The 17,898-nt window shown below is 66.9% G+C and carries 11 protein-coding genes; 10 read left to right on the top strand and 1 reads right to left on the bottom strand.

Features of this window, described 5'->3' with window-relative positions; translation table 11 throughout:
* The first annotated feature begins 193 nt into the window (after positions 1-193).
* The 8 genes from EKD05_RS20515 to EKD05_RS20480 all read left to right on the top strand — a co-directional run bounded on the left by EKD05_RS20515 (position 194) and on the right by EKD05_RS20480 (position 14,594).
* Complete coding sequence (locus EKD05_RS20515) at positions 194-448, top strand: hypothetical protein (RefSeq protein WP_097653924.1); 255 nt, start codon at positions 194-196, stop codon at positions 446-448.
* 135 nt (positions 449-583) lie between these two features.
* Complete coding sequence (locus EKD05_RS20510; RefSeq protein ID WP_129676635.1) at positions 584-1,060, top strand: hypothetical protein; 477 nt, start codon at positions 584-586, stop codon at positions 1,058-1,060.
* A gap of 47 nt (positions 1,061-1,107) precedes the next feature.
* Complete coding sequence (locus tag EKD05_RS20505; RefSeq protein WP_129676633.1) at positions 1,108-3,468, top strand: VirB4 family type IV secretion system protein; 2,361 nt, start codon at positions 1,108-1,110, stop codon at positions 3,466-3,468.
* A 64-nt stretch (positions 3,469-3,532) separates the two neighbouring features.
* Entirely contained in the window at positions 3,533-4,204 is a 672-nt protein-coding gene (locus EKD05_RS20500) for a hypothetical protein (RefSeq protein WP_129676631.1), read from the top strand.
* A 59-nt stretch (positions 4,205-4,263) separates the two neighbouring features.
* On the top strand, positions 4,264-5,253 hold the full coding sequence (locus tag EKD05_RS20495; RefSeq protein ID WP_129676629.1) for a replication-relaxation family protein: 990 nt from the start codon (positions 4,264-4,266) through the stop codon (positions 5,251-5,253).
* On the top strand, positions 5,250-7,283 hold the full coding sequence (locus EKD05_RS20490) for a hypothetical protein (RefSeq protein WP_129676627.1): 2,034 nt from the start codon (positions 5,250-5,252) through the stop codon (positions 7,281-7,283). Before EKD05_RS20495 ends, EKD05_RS20490 begins: the two co-directional genes overlap by 4 nt.
* Before the next feature lie 356 nt (positions 7,284-7,639).
* A complete protein-coding gene (locus EKD05_RS20485) occupies positions 7,640-7,879 on the top strand; it encodes a hypothetical protein (RefSeq protein ID WP_129676625.1) in 240 nt (79 codons plus the stop codon).
* Positions 7,880-7,931: 52 nt separating this feature from the next.
* Positions 7,932-14,594 (top strand): CARDB domain-containing protein, encoded by a 6,663-nt coding sequence (locus tag EKD05_RS20480; RefSeq protein ID WP_240695876.1) that lies wholly within the window; start codon positions 7,932-7,934, stop codon positions 14,592-14,594.
* Between the two features lie 64 nt (positions 14,595-14,658).
* Here the strand turns inward: EKD05_RS20480 and EKD05_RS25980 are convergent, their stop codons facing one another.
* Positions 14,659-14,829 carry a hypothetical protein gene (locus tag EKD05_RS25980; RefSeq protein WP_165360857.1) on the bottom strand — a complete coding sequence of 57 codons (171 nt, stop codon included), beginning with the start codon at positions 14,827-14,829 and terminating at the stop codon, positions 14,659-14,661.
* Positions 14,830-15,683: 854 nt separating this feature from the next.
* Between EKD05_RS25980 and EKD05_RS26480 the strand changes: the two genes are divergently transcribed.
* Complete coding sequence (locus EKD05_RS26480; RefSeq protein WP_129676621.1) at positions 15,684-15,947, top strand: hypothetical protein; 264 nt, start codon at positions 15,684-15,686, stop codon at positions 15,945-15,947.
* Positions 15,948-16,593: 646 nt separating this feature from the next.
* The gene (locus EKD05_RS20470) at positions 16,594-16,824 is read left to right on the top strand and encodes a hypothetical protein (RefSeq protein WP_129676619.1); all 231 of its coding nucleotides are present in this window, start codon (positions 16,594-16,596) and stop codon (positions 16,822-16,824) included.
* Positions 16,825-17,898 lie beyond the last annotated feature (1,074 nt).

Genomic DNA, 17,898 nt, shown 5'->3' with positions numbered 1-17,898 from the left:
TGCGCCAGCGCCTGCGCGCCAGACCGGAGCCCCGTCCTGCGGACGCGCCGTGTCCCTGTCGGTCGCCACCTGGTGCATCAGCTCAGCCGGGGGGCAGATGGCTGCCCCCGCGACGAACGTTCGGCAAACGGTTGCCACGACGGCAGGCCCTGACCGCAAGGCGGATGCCTGCCCTAGCCCAAAGGAGACGCCGGTGGAAGCGATTACGACGATGTTCACCACGCTGCAAACGAGTTTGTTGTCGTTGGTGTTGCCCACAGCAGTGATTGCGTTGGTCTTGTGGTTTTTGATGAACGCCCTGGCTCCGGTCATTCCCGACTGGGCCCAGGCGGCCCGGGGGCATTTGCAACGGGTCTTGTTAGGAGTGGTGGTAGTGGGGTTTGCGACCACGATTGTGACGGCCCTCTACGGCCTCGGTGGGGCGGGCGGGGCGGTCGGCGGGGGGTAAGTACCACGCCGGGTGGTGCGTCCTGCCCCCATGGGGTGGCAGGACGTTCCTGACGCCCTACCGTTGCCCCGTTTGCAGGCGGTAGGCGTCAGGAACATGGCTGGCTTGTGTCCTGAGCATGGGGAGGAGCGCGTTATGCCGTATCGCATGTTAGAAGAGTTGCATAATCGCCGCAAAGAAAAGGTAGCGGTCTTGCTCACGTTTGAGCATCTGGTGGGCATCATTCTCGTGGTGCTCCCGTGTGTGGTGGTTTCCGCGGGCTTGCCGCTGCTGGTGCGCGCCCCGCTCATCATTGGGGCCGCGCTGTTGGGACTGGCGTTGACCCTCGATGTGGGCGGCATGGCAATCTATGAACACCTCCTCTGGCAGCTACGCGGGCAGCTGCGCATGCGCATGCATGGCCGGATCATCACCCCGGAGATGCTTACCGGTACCGTGCAAAGTGAACGCCGTGAACGTCCGCTAGCGGTCGATGGGCCGGTGCAGATCGTGCGCGATCCGCGCCAGCGCCGCCGCCGCCCGCCCGTCCCGAAGGTGAGCACGCCTGACGCGCTCACGCCCGCGCCGTTGCGTGATGACCCGCTCGCTGAGCCGCAGCCTGCGGCTGATTGACCCGCCGCTGACGCCGCCAGCGGCGTCAGCTATGAGCACGGAGAGCTATGGATCTCTTTCAATTGCACAGTTTCCCGCTGGAACAAGTGGCTGACCGGGAGGGCTTTGAACGTCGGGTGGGCGCATGGTTTGCCGCCCGTCCCTATCCGGCCCGCCTGCTGGCGCTCTCACGCGGCTTTTCGTTGCAAACCGCCACCGAGCGCATGCGGCGTGAGCAGGCTCCGCTGGCCTATCTCGCCCACGGCCTGGGCCCGTTGCTGCGGGCGATTGATGCCCTGGTTGACGGAACCGAGGCCCATGACCCTGCCCAGATCCTGCGTGCTTTGCCGGAACCCATGGTGCCAATGCTGCTGACCCACCTGGCACCGTTTCCGGCGATGCAAGCACTGGTGCAGGCCGCCGTGCGGGGCGAACCCTTGCCGGTCACTGACGCCCTCGTCGCCTGGGCGACGCTCGCCGATACCATCGTCCAGGTCTTCTGGCGGCTCCCGTGGATGCAAGAAATGATGGCGTTCTACCGCACGATGGAGCAGGCCTATGTGCGCTCGGCGACCTACCTCTTGTTGACATGGCCCCCACCCGACGTTGCGCCGACGGTGCTCAGCACAACCTTACGCCACGCTTTTGGCCGTCCGGTGACGCACCTGCCTGTCATGCCTACGTTGCTGGGCTGTGCCTACCGTGAACATGCCACCCGCCTGGAACCGTTGGAAGCTGGACAGCCCTGGTTGGCGGCGCTCCACTCCTATGATCTGCAGGATATCTGGGATGCCAGTACGCTGCATCCCCTGCTTGCCACGAACTACGATGTCATCCTGGCCCTTGATATTCAAACCATGACCCATCGTCAGGCGCAGCGTACGGCAGAACTTGCCTTCAATGCCGCCAACCTGGTCGCACGCGATCACCGCCTGCTGGATACCCGGGCGCAGCGGGTCACCGCCGATGCCACCCATGCCCTGCACGAACTGCATCACCAGACGCTCCATCGTCTCCAATTGGCGGTCATCGTCGGTGGCCGCGACCCCGACGACCTCGAGATCAATGTCGCGGAGACCCGTGACCGCTTGGGTTCATCGTTGCGCCTGATGCGGGCCGCCGGGGCGCAGGCTGAAGTGCTCAAATTGTGTAGCCCGCTCCCCCGTACCCATCTCGAAGCACCCTGGAAGCCACGCACGCAATTGTCGCAGGCGGTCGGCTGCATGGCCGGGATTGTCGGGTTGCATCGCCCGACCGCCACTACGGGCATCTTCCTCGGGATTGATGCGCTGCGTCGTGCACCGGTCTTTATGGATCTTTTTCAGCAGCAACAAGCCGCGCATACGATTGTGCTCGGCAAATCGGGCTATGGCAAAACCGTCTTTATCAACCTCCTGGCGGAACGCGCGGCGGCCGTGCATGGCATGCAGGTGATTGGCATTGACGCCTTTGCCAATGGTCTGCGGGTCGCGGCGGCGCTGGCCGGGGCGGTCTGTTATCGGGTTGGGCTGGAACATACGGTCAATCTGCTTGACGTTGTCTTCGATACCGAGACTGACGGGGGGTGGTTGCCTAATCAGGTGCTGCATGTCGTCGGGCAACTGGCCTTGCTCTTTGGTCAACCCGGCCAGACGACCGATCATCGCCAAGCGTATCAGCCGCGCATCTTTTCCGTCCGCGAACGCGGCGTGCTGGGCCGCGTGATCCAGGCGCTCTATGAAACCCATGGCGTGACCCCGGAAACCCCCATTGCGCACACCCCGCTGCTCGGCGATCTGTTGACCATGCTGGAAGCGGAAGTTAGCCCGGTGGCGCACGCCCTGGCCCTCGATTTGCGCTATTTGCTCTACGGCACGGAAGATCGCCACGCCACCACGCTCACCCCCGAAGGGGCCGCTTTTCATGGAGCCACCACGATTGATTGGAATTTTCGCCGCGATGTGGTCTACTACGATTTTGCCCAGGTGCCCGAACTCTTGCGCCCGTTTTACTACCTCCAGGCGATTGGTGCCATCCATCGTTATTTGCGCCTGCCTGGACGCGATCGTCAGCGCAAGATCTTTCTCGAAATTGATGAGTTTGGGTATGCCTCCCAGGTTGAGGAGGTCGTACGCCTGGCGCACGCGATTAGCAAAACGGCCCGCAAGTATGGCTGCGGGATCGTGCTGGTTGATCAGAACCCCTCGACCTTCTTTGGCACCGAGACCGGACGCCAGATCTATGAACAAGCGGCGGCGCGCATCTTCTTCCACCTGGAACCGAGTGCCGCCCAGGAAGTGGCCGCAGCCTTGCCCGACGTGCCCCCCGCGTACCTCGCCTTCTTGCCACGGGCTGAACCGGGTGAATGTCTGGCCGTGCTGCGCAATGATGTCTATCAGCTGAATGTGGAACTCAATCGTCGCGAAGCCCACAGTTTTATGGGGTCGTGACCCACTGGGGGACGGGCGCGTGCCCGCCCGGTCTGCGACAACCGTGGGAGGAGGAACCGAGCTCATGATCCATCCCTGGATTTTGTGGCGGCTGGAAGTGCCGGCGGAGGCGTGCGTGCTGGATAGGGACGCCTGGCAGGCGGCGGTACGGCTGCATCTGCGCTATAGCGCGGTCGCGGCCATGACCCTGCGTGTCCGGGGACGGGAGCAGGCGTATGTGACGCTGGAAGGATGTGAGGGCTGCTTGCGCCAGGCCTGTCGTCCCGGCTGTCGCTCGGCCCTCTTCCGACGGGTGCTGACCAGGTCATTGCCTGGCAGTGACCTGGGCTTGGTCGCGGCCCCGCAAGGGCTGGCGACCCGCCCCACCGAGCGGGTTGTGGTGCTTTGGCCCGGGCGCACGGCCCGGCCATTTGAACTGACCCGTTGGGACGAGGCCCGGCTGATCGTCTCTTGGACGGGGTCGCGCCAGGTGCGGGTGGGGGCCTTGCTCGCCGTTGAGGACGATGGCCCCGATCCAACTGAGGTCGCACGGGCAGCCGGGTGGTTGGTGCTGCCAGGCAGCGGACTCTTCGGCCCCCGCCTGGCTCGTCAGCCCAAACCGACCCCGCGACGCTGGCTGGGGGCCCGCTGGCCGGGTGCGGTCCCCCTTTTGTTGACTCCGTGGGTGGGCGGCCAGCCTGGCTCTGCCCTCGCAGGCGACGCTGACCTGGCCGCGTCGCCCCAGGTGTGGGAGTGACAACTGCACGCGCACGGCGTGCCCACGCTGGTGCTGCGCACCTCATCAGGAAAGGGTCTATGGCTTCTTCATCTTCCGCCGTTCCGTCCACCCCGTCCGCCGCCGCGTTACCGCGCATGCGGTTGCAACCGCGCGATGTCGCGATGCTCGCCTCGCTCGCCGAGGCCCGGTATCTGACCGCCTGGGCGCTTGAATGGCTGCACTTTCCGAGTTGGCGCACCCGCTATCATGCGGCCGTGACGGCCGGTACGGTCAATCGGTATCAGGCGAGCTCGAACCTCTATCACCGGCTGGGGTTGCTGCAAGCGCATGGCTTGATCATCCGGTTGGCCCGGATCGCCGATAGTTTGACGGTGCGGGTGCGGCGGAGCGCCGATGCCTATGCGTTGACCCCGCTGGGGGCCACCATCCTGACCGAATATGGCACCCTGGAACCAGAACAGATCTGGTGCGACGATCATCGCAGCAAAGCGCTGCAAAACTTTGAGCATCGGATCGCGATTGGCGTCTGCTACGCCGCCTTGCGGGCCGAAGCCACCTATCGTCACCGGACACTCACGCACTGGCGGGGCGATCATCAGTTGGCACGTCAGGCCTACGACCGCGTCCCGATCAGCGGCCAACGCGACCCCGAGCCGGTCTTGCCGGATGCCACCTGCCTCTTCGACGGCGAACGCCTCGTGCTCGAACTCGATCGCGGCACCCGCCCGCTGCGTTCCTGGTACCGGAAAGCTCAGGCCTACGACGCCTACCAGGGCCACCCGTTGTTGCAGCAACGCTATGGCACCGCTCACTTCCGCGTGCTCGTCGTGGCTCCGAGCATGACGCGCCTGCAGCGGATCGCCGAAGAAGTGGTGAAAGTCAACCACCAGGCGGCGGCGAACTATCTCTTTCTCCCCGAAACCCATGTGCATCCGACGACCATTCGCCGGGGTTGGTTCGGCATCGGCACCGTGGCGTGGACAACCAACCAGGTCGTCGATCGTCTTGTGGAGCAACCGCAGGTCACGCTGGCCCCGAGTCACCTCTGGGAGCCAACACCATCATGAGTACCCTGGCGCCACTGCCCTCCCGGCCAACCCGTCGCCCGCTCGCCCCGCAGACCGTCCAGGAACAACAGAGCCGCCTGGTGAGCCTCGCCCTGCTGCTCATCCTGACTGGCCCCGGGGCGCTCATGCTGGCGGGGCTCTTGGCGGCCTTCGTCCAGGCGGATCGGACGCAACGCCGCGCCCGCTGGTGTGCCCTGCTGGGCCTAGCGGGCCTGGCGGTCATCGCCTTCCGTTGGCGTCATCTGGAGGCCACGCTCACCAGTCTGACGCGTACGACCCAGCCCTTGCTCGGCTACCTGCAACCCTCGCTGATCACCCCACCCTCCCCAGCCGCGCTGCCGGCGTTGTTCCACCAGAGTTGGCCCGACGTGATGCACCTCTGGTTGACCATGCTCCTGCTGGCCCCGCTGCTGGCCCTCTATCTCCAGAACACGCGCGTCAAGACGGCGGAAGATCGGGAACGCGAACGCCTGGCGCGTGACACCGCCCGCGATCAGCGAGCGCTGCAACGGGCGCAGCACCAGTGCGCCACCGCCCCGGACGCTGCCGGTGGATCACTGGTGCTCGGCGTGCCGTTGGGTGGCGATCTTGCCTGGAGCCACGGGGCCTGGTTTACCTACCCAGCGGCCAATCTGGGCCGCCACCTGGTGCTGATCGGCGCGAGCAACACGGGCAAGACCGAAACGAGCAAACGGCTCGCGTATGGGGCGGCCCGCACGTACGGCTGGCGCGTCTTCTATCTCGATTGCAAAGGGGACGAAGCGACCGCTGCGGAATTCACGAGGGCGATGCACACCGCGGGCATTGCCCATGTGGCGCACTTTCCAACCACCACCTATGACGGCTGGCGTGGCGACAGCACCGCCATCCTCAACCGGCTCTTAGCCGTGCTCGACTATACGGAACCCTACTATCGTGACATGACCAAGCTGCTGCTCAGCCTGGCCGTGGATGCCCCCCCCGGGCCGCCGCGCTCGAGCGAGGAACTGCTCGCCCGCCTCCGGCTTGAGCACCTGCTCACCCTCTACCGTGGGCACCCCGAAGCCCAGGAGTTGACGGGGTTGCGCAAGGAAGACGCCCAGGCCGCCGCCAACCGATACCGCTCCTTCTTTCGTGCGCTGCGGGGCGGCCTGGATGGGAGGTGGGCGTTTGAGGACGTGGCGGCTGGGTACTTGCTGCTCAAAGGCCTGGAATTGCGTGACCAGACCGCGAGCCTGGGGCGCTACCTGCTGGAAGATTTCGCCCACTATGTTGCGGTGCGCAAACCGCCGGATGAACGGGTCTTGCTGATCATCGACGAGTTCCCGGCGATTGCGGTGGGCGGAGCCAACGCCGCCACGCTCTTCGAAATGGTACGCTTCCGGGGGGCGGGGGTCATCGTCACAGCACAGAGCTATGCGGGCATGGGGAGTGACGCCGATCGCATCCTGGGGGCGGCGGGCGGGGTCATCTTGCACCAGTGTGCCGATCCCGAACGCCTCTTGCCCCGAGCCGGGCTTCAGGTCAGCTTTCAGCGGCGGATCAGCGTCGCCGAACGGGGCATGGGGCGGGGCGTCAAAGAGTACGCGTTAGGCGAAGGCAGCCTGGCGGTTCAGGACAGCCTGAAGATCCACCCCGACATGGTCAAACGGCTGCAACCGGGGGAATGTGTCGTGATTGCGGGGGGCGCAGCGCAACACATCCGGGTCAGTCGTGTTCGCCCACCGCGCCGGTCACCGCGCCCCCCTCGGCCCGCCGCGCCTCCGGTGACACCGCCGCTGATCACCGACGGCATCGCCCTCGACGACGCCACCCGCCAGCGCTGTCGCACGGTTGCGGCCCGCCGGATGCCGCCCCGCTCGTCGCCCGCCGTGCCAGACCCAACCCCGGACGCCGCATTCACGCCGACCCCTGATCCGGCCCCGCCACCGCCTCGTGCTGGTGGGCCCACCCCACCGCCCGAAGCGGCTGCCCCCGCGCCAGGCCTTGCCGCCCCGCCTTCTTTGCCCCGCCCCGCCGACCCTGGGGGCAGCGACATCGCTGAATACTGACGGCACGGTGGGGGTGGGGGTGGCAATGCGGAGACAGCGATCCGTGCAACGCTCCGCCTCAAGGGCAGCGTCAGCCTCAGCGTCAACCTCGTACGCAACCCCAACGTCGAGCCCTGCAACCCCGGCGTTGGCCCCAACGCCAGCTCCTGCGCCCGTGACGCAGGGGTACCACGCAGGGGCCAACGCTGCGGCTCGCGCAGCCCAGCGAGGCGTTGTCTCGCATCAGGACGCGGTGCAGGGGTAGGCGAGCGACCGTGCACTTCCGCACGCAGCGTCATCCAGCCCCTCCCCGGTGGCGCGTGCGGTGGGTGGGGTAGGTAGGCGATCATCAGCGGGTTGGTCTAACGCCTGCGCTGATGACGGTGCTCGGCGTCGCCTACGCTGACGGTGGCCCCGGGTTAGCGGCGCGTGGCCGTGGTCGCGATGATCATTCGTTGCCTGCCGAGGCGTTGCGTCAGGGTGGGGGCGAGGTTTTCCTGGCGCACCCACCGGGCTACGGACGTGGTGGGGGCAGGGCGTGCGGGATGGATGGTGCCAGGCCACGACCGTGGGTGGCTAGGAGTTACCTTGGTGGTGATCCCGCAACTATGCGCTAAAAGCCAAGAGTCAAACGGGAAAGATGGGTACTGAGAGGATGAAAGATATGTGATGCGTGGTCGCGGCGTTGGCATGGGGCTGACCGGGCGGCCCGTGAAAGCAGAGGCTGTCATGCGCCATCGTCGTTGCCTGCCACTCGTGCTGGTTATCCTGTTTGCCCTGGGGTTGCCCCTGCTGGTGCCCCAGGCTGCGTCCATGGCTATGCCACCGGTGCTGCATCCAGCACCGGTACCCTCGTTGCCAGTCGTACCGGAGCAACTGCGCCTGGATCTGCGCCCGCAGACCGCGCTCGGGCTCAGCACCACCGCGCTGCCACAGGTGGTTGCTGGTGGTCATACGACCTGTGTGATCAATGTCGCCGGGCAAGTGTACTGTTGGGGGGCTTTTTCTGATGTGCCAGCCGATCTCGGCGCGGTCAGCCAGGTGAGCGCAGGTGGAGGTCAGACCTGTGCCGTGACGGTGGACGGGGTCCTGCGCTGCTGGGGGGACAATGGAGACGGCAAGGCGACGGTGCCCGGCGACCTCGGCACGGTCAGCCAAGTCAGCGCGGGTGGGAGTCACACGTGTGCGGTGACGGTGGACGGGGCGCTGCGCTGCTGGGGGAACAACGGCAACGGCCAGACGACGGTGCCGGGCGACCTCGGCGCGGTCAGCCAGGTCAGCGCGGGTGAAGAACACACCTGTGCGGTGAGGGCGGACGGGATGCTGCGGTGCTGGGGAAGGAACACGGATTGGAATGGCAACGAGGTTGGTCAGGCGACGGTGCCGGACGACCTCGGCGCGGTCAGCCAGGTCAGCGCGGGCGACACACACACCTGTGCGGTGACGATGGATGGGGTGGTGCGCTGCTGGGGGGACAATGGATCCAGCCAGGCGACGGTGCCGGGCGACCTCGGCGCGGTCAGCCAGGTCAGCGCGGGGTGGGCGCACACCTGTGCGGTGACGGTGGGTGGGGAGCTGCATTGCTGGGGGAATAACTCGTTTGGCCAGGCGACGGTGCCGGACGATCTCGGCGCGGTCAGCCAGGTCAGCGCGGGTGGGAGTCACACGTGTGCAGTGACGGTAGCCGAGGATCTGCGCTGCTGGGGGGGCAACGGATCCGGCCAGGCGACGGTGCCGGACGATCTCGGCGCGGTCAGCCAGGTCAGCGCGGGTGGGTTGCACACGTGTGCGGTGACGGTAGCCGGGGATCTGCGCTGCTGGGGGAACAACGGGTCAGGCCAGGCGACGGTGCCGGACGATCTCGGCGCGGTCAGCCAGGTCAGCGTGAGTCGGTTGTACACCTGTGCGGTGACGATGGCCGGGGTGCTGCGGTGCTGGGTGTACTCCGATCCGGTGCCGAGTGACCTCGGTGCAGTCAGCCAGGTCAGTGTGGGTTCAGGGCATACGTGTGCGGTGACGGTGGACGGCATGCTGCGCTGCTGGGGGAATAACTCGTTTGGCCAGGCGATGGTGCCGGGCGATCTCGGCGCGGTCAGCCAGGTCAGCGCGGGTGGGTCGCATACGTGTGCGGTGAGGGCGGACGGGATGCTGCGGTGCTGGGGAAGGAACACGGATTGGAATGGCAACGAGGTTGGTCAGGCGACGGTGCCGGGCGACCTCGGCCCGGTCAGCCAGGTCAGCGCGGGTGGGTATCACACCTGTGCGGTGACGATGGCCGGGGTGCTGCGGTGCTGGGGGGCAAACACGGATTGGAATGGCAAGGATCTTGGTCAGGCGATGGTGCCGGGCGACCTCGGTGCAGTCAGCCAGGTCAGTGTGGGTTCATGGCATACCTGTGCGGTGAGGGCGGACGGGATGCTGCGGTGCTGGGGGTGGGACGAGTACGGCCAGGCGACGGTGCCGGGCAACCTCGGCGCAGTCAGCCAGGTCAGCGCGGGTGGGACGCACACGTGCGCAGTGACCGTGGATGGCACCCTGCGGTGCTGGGGGGATAATCGGGCGGGCCAGACGACCATCCCGCGTGATCCGCTGGGTGAGGGTGGGGCGTCTTCAGAGGTGACGTTGACCACCAGTGCGACGATGGTGGCGGTTGGGAGCACGGTGGACGTGGATGTGCGGGGCGCTCAGCCGGGGCAACGTCTGCGTTTGACGCTGGGGCATGGGAGCGTGGGGCAGCTTGCGGAGCCTCTTGGTACCGCCGATGCCCAGGGGCGCTTCCGTACCACGCTGACATCGGCGTTGCCTGGCCTGGTGCAGGTGCGCCTCGACGATCCCCAGCACGGTCAGCCGCTTGCGCCGGTCGTCATCATCACGTTCACCGCTCCTGGGATCACGCCGACGGATGGGCCGGTCGTGATCACCCAGGTCAGTGCCCGCCATCCGCTTGATGGGCGGTATCTCGCAGGGGTGTCGGTGCCGAACGAGGTCTCGGTCAGCGTTGACTGGCGCGGCACCACACCGAGGTGGGTGGTGTTCCAGCTCAATGGCGTGATGACCACGATTCCAGCGACGGCGACCTCGGTACGCCATACGCTCGATATGGGCCGCGATCTGCGCGACGGCCTCAATAGCCTGGAGATCGTGGCGGTGAATGCGGCGGGGCAGCGCTCGGCGGTGGTGAGTTACACTCCGTTCTCATGGCCGATGCCGTCCTGGATGGCGGGCTTAATTGCGACCAACAGGGCTGCTATGCCACTCATGGTAGATTCGACTAGTGGGAAGACCGGGTATGAGTTTACGTTAGTGATACCGCCCCGCACGTTTGATCTGCGCGCACCTGGGTTCGGGGGCAACGAGGCTGACTTTGGCCTTAAGAAGTTCGAGTTTAGTGCGAAATTCGGTTACCCTCTCTTCTGCCTTGGGCCAATTACGAGTGAGGTGAGTGGCGGCCCGACTTTGACCTTCTTCCGCACCGAGATCAGTCCGCAGGTGAAGGGACAGATGGAAGCCCAGCCAATCGGGCTTTGCGTATGGGACGTGCCGGAAGGGTCGGTCGGCTTTGAGATCAAAGCAAAGCAGACCTGGGTCCGTAAGCCAATTCTCGTAATGGTCGCCTACCTCAATACCACTATCGGCATCGCCCTGGAGCAAACGGTGATCATCCTCCATGCGGAAGAGTACATCTCCAAGGTGTTGGGTGAGATCTACCTAGATGGGAGCCTTGCCATCGAGGGGGATGCCCATAGCCGCCTGCTGGCTGCTGCACCCTATGTCGAACTGTCTGATCTGGAGGTCGGCGGTCGGCTGGGGATTGAGGGAGGGTATCGGTGGGATCTGCCGGTAGCCGAGATTAAGCTGTGGGTGGGTGGCAATGGTGGGCCGACCGCGACCATACCTGGCCCGATCGCCGCCCCGACCGGGGGGCTGACCTTCGACCGGGTCGAACTCCAGGGCGAGGTGGGCTGGCGTCTCCGATCTGGCTGGTTCGAGCGGAGCGACACAGGCGAGATTAGCTGGCGCTACCCGGAGGCCAGGAGTATGCTCCTCTCGGCCCCCCCCACCACGGTACCCGCCTTCCGCCTGATCCCGGCGGCACCACCAGCCCCAGCAGGCCTGGTATCGCTGCCTCTGAGCGCAGTGCCCACCGGGGCCAGCCTGGTGGCAACCAGGGTCTATACGTATGCCGAGACGACGCTGGCCGCGAGTCCAAGCGATGAGACGGCGCTCATGGTCTGGGTAGAGGTCGATCCGACCAGGCCGCTCGGCCAGGCCCACGAGCTCTCCTTCAGCCGGTGGAATGGCAGCGCCTGGGCCGCCCCGGCTGGTCTGACCAATGATGATCGCCTCGATGGGGCACCGCAACTGGCATGGGCCGGCAACGGTCGTGCCGTCGCCGTCTGGCAACGCATGGGGGCGGCGCTTTCGCCCGATGCCACCTGGGATGCCGCCACGGCGAATCAGGTCGAGATTGCCAGCGCCAGCTTCGACCCGACCAGCGGCCAGTGGTCGCCCGTCAGCATGCTCACTGCCAACAATGCGCTCGATTTCACCCCCCAGCTGGCGGCGGGCAGCGACGGACGGCTGCTGGCGATCTGGCGGCAGAACCGCACGGGCCTGCTCCAGGGCGACGCGGCCAGCCCCGACACGATCGTCGCGGCAACCTATCAGGGTGGCTGGGGCGCTCCCGTCGCAGCCGTGAGCGACATCCCCGGCCTAACCGAGTACGCGCTCGGTGCAGGTGATGGCACAGCAACGATCGCCTTTACCCGGCTACTGACCGCCACCGGCGCACCATCACCCACCCTCCAACTCTTCACCGCCAGTTGGACCGGTAGCGCCTGGTCGGCCCCGGTGCAGCGGACGAACGACACCCTTGGCCACCGAGCACCACAGGTAGTCTACGACCCCGCCAATCAGCCACTCCTGGTCTGGCTGAGCGACGGGCAAATACGCTCGCTCCATCTGGTCAGTGGGGCAACCAGTAGCATGCCGTTATCTGAGGGGCAGAGCATTGACCGGATCAGGGCCCTGCGCGATAAGGCAGGCAACCTGCTGCTGGTCTTCAGTGCCCAGACGACCCAGCGCGACCTCTTCCTGAGCGTGTACGACGAGGCGCAGGGCCTCTGGGGCCAGCCACGCCCGTTGACCGAAACGACCGATCAGGAGATGTATCTCGCACCGGCGCTCGACACCAATGGGAACCTCTGGGTAGGCTATGCCGCGACTGCCATTGACCACCAGGAACAGCAGATCACGATGCCGGGCGGGACGGCCCCGTTCACCTATAGCATCCCAGTGGAAGTCGGCACTGACCTGATCGCCCTGCGGCACCCGCTGGAGCGCAATCTCGCGCTGGCCGCTGATGGCCTCAGCGTCTCGGAGACCCACCCGGCCCCGGGTACGACGATCCAGATCAGCGCAACGATCAGCAACACCGGCGACCTCGCGCTCACCGGGGTCAGCGTCGCCTTCTACGATGGTGACCCAACCGCCGGTGGTACACTGCTCGGCACACCCAGCCTGACGATCCCGCTGGCGGCGGGCTTCACCACCACGCTGAGCCTCGACTACCTGGTACCGAGCACGGGCGGCGCACACACGTTTTTCGCGTTGGCCGACCCCGACGACCAGATCGCCGAGACCAACGAGCAGGACAACCAGGCGATACGGGCTGCCTTTGGGCCGGATCTGGCCCTACGCTCTGCGGCGGCCGTGCCCCTCAGTGGCGACCAGGTCGAACTCCTAACGGTGGTAACCAACCGCGGCACCACCACCAGCCCCACGACGACCCTGCGCTACACGCACGAAACGATCGGCGACACCGCGTTGATCAGCGAAACATTGCCAATGATCGCCGCTGGTGAGGTCTATACCAGCACCACGCTCTGGGACAGTAGCGGTATGGCGGCTGGTACACATACGCTAACCGCCACAGTGATGCTGGATACTGGTAGTGATCGTTGGCCTGACGACAAGAGCCTGTCTTTCAGCTTCATGCGCGGGGCAGATCTCATGCTCAGCCCGGCCACGCTCTGGGTGGAACCGCTGGCTGCGGGCGGCACGCAGATCCGGGCGCTCGTGTATAACGTGGGCGCTGTCGCGATGCAGAACGTGCCGGTCAGTTTCTACCATGACGGGACGTTTACGGAGCAGGCGGAACTCTTCACCGTGACCATTGCTGCGATCCCTGCGGGTGGCTACGCGATGATCACCGGTACGACGACCGTGCCGCTGCACCAGGGGGTCTATGCGCTCGCGGACCCGGCTTTCACGCTGAACGACATCAATCGTAGCAATAACCTCGCGATGGTGCTGCTCGCCTTTGAGTTAGCCTTCCCGGTCAGTGGGCAAGTGACGGTCGAGGGGGTGGGGCTCGCGGATGTCGTCATCACAGATGGCACGCGGACGGCGACAACGGATCGTACCGGGGCGTACACGCTGACCCAGGTGCTGTCCGGCACACACGTGCTGACGCCGACGCTGGCGGGGTACACGTTCACGCCGGTCACGCGTACGGTCACGGTGACCGAAGCACTGACAGGCCAGGACTTTGTCGCCACCCTGCAGACCTTCCCGGTGACGGGCCAGGTGACAGTGGACGGGGTGGGGTTGGCGGATGTCGTCATTACGGATGGCACGCGTACCGTAACCACAACTGCGACGGGGGCCTACAGGCTCACGGACGTGCCGTATGGGACGCACGTGCTGACACCGACGTTGGCGGGCTATACGTTCAGCCCGGTGACGCGGACGATCTCCGTGACGGCAGCACTGACCGGCCAGGATTTTCTGGCGCAGGCGGCGACGCCCGTGACCTTCCCCGTGACGGGCCGGGTCACGGTGGGCGGGGTAGGGCTGGCGGATGTGGTCATCACGGACGGCACGCGCACTGTGACGACCACGGATACGGGCTTCTATGTCTTGATGAGCGTGCCCTATGGGACGCACGTGCTGACCCCGACGTTGGCGGGGTACACCTTTAGCCCGGCGACGCGCATGATCACCGTGACCGAGGCGTTAAGCGATCAGAACTTCTCGGCGACGTTGCGCACCTTCCCAGTAACGGGCCGCGTGACGGTGGATGGCGTGGGTTTGGCCAATGTGGTGATCACGAATGGCACGCTGAGTTCCACGACCGACAGCACGGGAGCCTACACCCTGGTCAACGTACCGTATGGGCCGCACGTGTTAACGCCGACCCTGGCGGGCTACACCTTTGATCCGACCACCCGGTCAGTAACGGTGACGGCAGCGCTGGCAGGTCAGGATTTTCTGGCGCAGGCTGCTACGGTGCAAAGGTCACGGGTCTATCTCCCCCTCGTGCGCCGCTAACCGGGCCGCTGTGGATATGGGCCGGACGCACGTCGTCCGGCCCGCATCCACGGCCCCGCCGGGCCTACCCGCTGCCGCTCCGCTCCCCCGGCTCGTCAAGCCACGCGGGGGAGATCTGGTGCGCCCAGGCGACCAGGCTGGCCGCCGTCGGGGGGGGATCGCCGGGGCCGTTGGCGACGGTGTCGTAGATGCGCAATGGGCACGCCAGTGTGTTGCCCGCGTTCCTGGGTCGCATCGTGATCCTCAGAGGTGCCGACCCGGACAGCGAGCCAGCCTTGGGGCAGGTCGCCGTCGTGCCTGCGACGATGATCACCTGGCCTGGCGAGTGACGACCCAGACAGCGAGCTAACCTTGGGGGGCAAGACGGTCTTCTGGTCGTGCGCTGGCGTCTGGATCAAGCTGGGGGTATCGGTGGACGGGCGCGGGTTTATCCGTATGCGCTGACCTGCTGGCGGCATGCGTCTGCGGGCTTGCTCGCGTGCGCCGTCAGCCCCAGCGTCAACCTCGTACGCAACCCCAACGTCGAACCCTGCAACCCCTGCGTGGCCCCCAAAGCCAGCTCCTGCGCCCGTGACGCAGGGGTACCACGCAGGGGCCAACGCTGCGGCTCGCGCAGCCCAGCGAGGCGTTGCATCGCATCAGGACGCGGTGCAGGGGTGGGCGATCTGCGGCGTGTGTGCGCCCGCAGCGTCATCCAGCCCCTCCCCGGTGGCGCGTGCGGTGGGTGGAGTGGGTGGGCGCATGGTGGGCGGATAGGTTCGTTGGTCACCGGATCAGGCCACCGAGCGTGCCCAGATCCCCGTGCCGATACATCGTGATCATCGCGTTGGCCGGCTGCTCGCGTTGCCCTGATCATCGCGTTGGTCGGCTGCTCACGTTGCCCTGATCATCGTGGTGCTTCTGGTGCTTGTGTTCCCCCGCTGCTCACGTTGGCCGGCTGCTTGCGTTGACCTGATCATCGCGGTGCCCGGCTGCTCGCGTTGGCCTGATCATCGCGGCGCTTCTGGTGCTCGCGTTGGCCGGTTGCTTGCGTTGGCCTGATCATCGCGGCGCTTCTGGTGCTCGCGTTGGCCGGCTGCTTGCGTTGCTATGATCATTGCGGTGCCTGGATCATCGGGTTACACCGGTCGGTTGCATGCTCATGATCATCTTTGGAACGAGCTGCCGCCCGGCCGCGCTCGCTTGCGTCCTGAGCCTCCCTGCCCCGGCATGGTGAGCAGCGTGCTCGCTGCGCGCCGTGAGGTCGCTGCCGATGCGTTGGTGCTGCGGTGGAACCCACCGGGTTGCCTCGGAGCATCAGCGCCGTTGCGCGGCAGCGCTGATGGCAGCGGAGGCGTCGGGTCGCACGGCTGATCAGCCAGGCCTGCGGCAGCGTCGAGCCGGGCCGGGTTGGCAAGGCTCCCGGGCCTGCTCGCCTCGCGCAGTTCTGGGCGGAGCGCGGGCGTTCTTGGTCGTGCGCGGGCGAGTAGGCCCGCTGAGCTGAGCCTGCGGCAGCGTGGTGCCGGGCCGGGTTACCGCGGCCCCGGCGGAGCCTTAGGCCGGGCCTGCGGCAGCGTGGTTGCCACGCGGACGGGCTGCCCGCGTGCCGACCTTCCATGGCCGTCCGTGCGCGCCCGTGGTCACCCGCCGCCGATCGTCGGCGGCGCTCCCTCGCGGCGGCTCCCTCGTCGCGCAGCGCATCCTCGGCGTTCCTCAGGCTCCCCCGCTGCGGCGTCGCAGCACGCGCTGACAGCGTTGGTCGTGCGGTGGTTCCCGGTCAGCCTTCCTGGTTGATCGGACGCTTCCCTGCCCTGGGTGGGCGCCAGCGGACGGTGCCTTGGTTCTGCGGCAAGCCTGCCACAGCGCCTGACCCTGGCGCAAGGGGCCTACCGCCTTTCGGGGACCCCCTGCCCCCGAACAAGCCTGGTAGGCCTGCTTCCTTGTCACCAGGGCGGCGCAGGTGGCGTGTCTGGCGCACGAACCGGCACGACCGGTCGCACCAACCCAAGGAGGAGCGCCGATGACCAGGATTGATGACGAGAACCTGACCCACGCCGACCACGCCGCGCTTGCCCGTGCCTTAGCCGAGCCTGGGGTGAGCATGAACGCCGAGGAGTTTGCGCTGCTGCTGGACGAGGCCGCCCGCGATGACGAGCTTGCGACGATGATCCGGCAGGGTAACCTCACGGGGGCGCTCCTGCTGGCCCAGTGGAACGCCTTTGAACGGGCGAACCCCTACTATGGCACCTAGCTGCGTGCACTACGCACGCCTGGAAGCTCAGGCGTGCGTAGTGCGCCGTACGCGCCTGCGGCCGCGTTGGTGCCGGGGCGGGCCTGCGTTGCCCCGGTGCGGGCGCACCCTGGGCTGGGCCTGCGGCAGCGTGGCGCCGGGCCGGGTTGGCAAGGCCCGGGCCTGTCCGCCTCGCGCAGCTCTGGGCGGAGCACTGGCGTTCTTGACCGTGCGCGGGCGGGCTGGCCCGCTGAGCCGCGCCTGCGGCAGCGTGGGGCCGGGCCGGGTTGGCAAGGCCCCCGGGCCTGCCCGCTTCGCGCAGTTCTGGGCGGAGCGCGGGCGTTCTTGCCCGGTGCGCGGGCGGGCTGGCCCGCTGAGCCGCGCCTGCGGCCGCGTGGCGCCGGGCCGGGTTGCTTGGGCCCCTCCGCTGGGCCTCGCGGCGCGTTGCCGGTGGCGGTGCCCTCCGCTGATCGCCGCGTCGGTGATGCCGCTGCCAGGAGGGGCACCAGGACGCTCGCTGCCCAGATCCGCCGTGCGGTCGCTGGCCCGTGCGGTCACGCTGCGGAGGGTGCGGTGCCCACCGGCGATCACCGCTCAGGGGCGTTGGAGCGGGCCGATCCCGCCTGTTTCGCTCGCGCACTGTATCCCGCTTGCCCCCTGGACACGGGTAACTCCTGCCTGCGTTGCGCCCCCGTCGTGTTCCCACCGGCGCAGGGGCGAGGCGATCATGGCCGCTGGCGACGCCTTGGCGCGGGTGGGTCTGCCTGCATGCCCCCATGTTCGTTGCTCGTTGATGGCGGCGGCATGTTGCGCACTGCGTGAGGTTCCTGGCGCTCAGCGGCGTGCCGGTGCAGCCCAGGCGTGCCTTATCCCGTGACGCTTGCTGCCCAGTCAGGCGTTCCTGCGGCTGGCCACTCCGGGCGGTATGGCTTGCGTTCTGCCCGGTTCAGCCTGCCACAGCGTCCTGGCCTGGCGCAAGGGGCCTACCGCCTTTCGGGGACCCCCTGCCCCCGAACAAGCCTGGTAGGCCTGCTTCCTTGACCCCAGCCCAGGCGCAGGTGGCGTGTCTGGGTCAGGAACGAAAGCCAACCGCGC

Source organism: Candidatus Chloroploca sp. Khr17 (assembly GCF_004138165.1).
In the GTDB taxonomy this organism is placed as follows: Bacteria; Chloroflexota; Chloroflexia; order Chloroflexales; family Chloroflexaceae; genus Chloroploca.
This window is presented reverse-complemented; position numbering and strand designations above follow the sequence as displayed.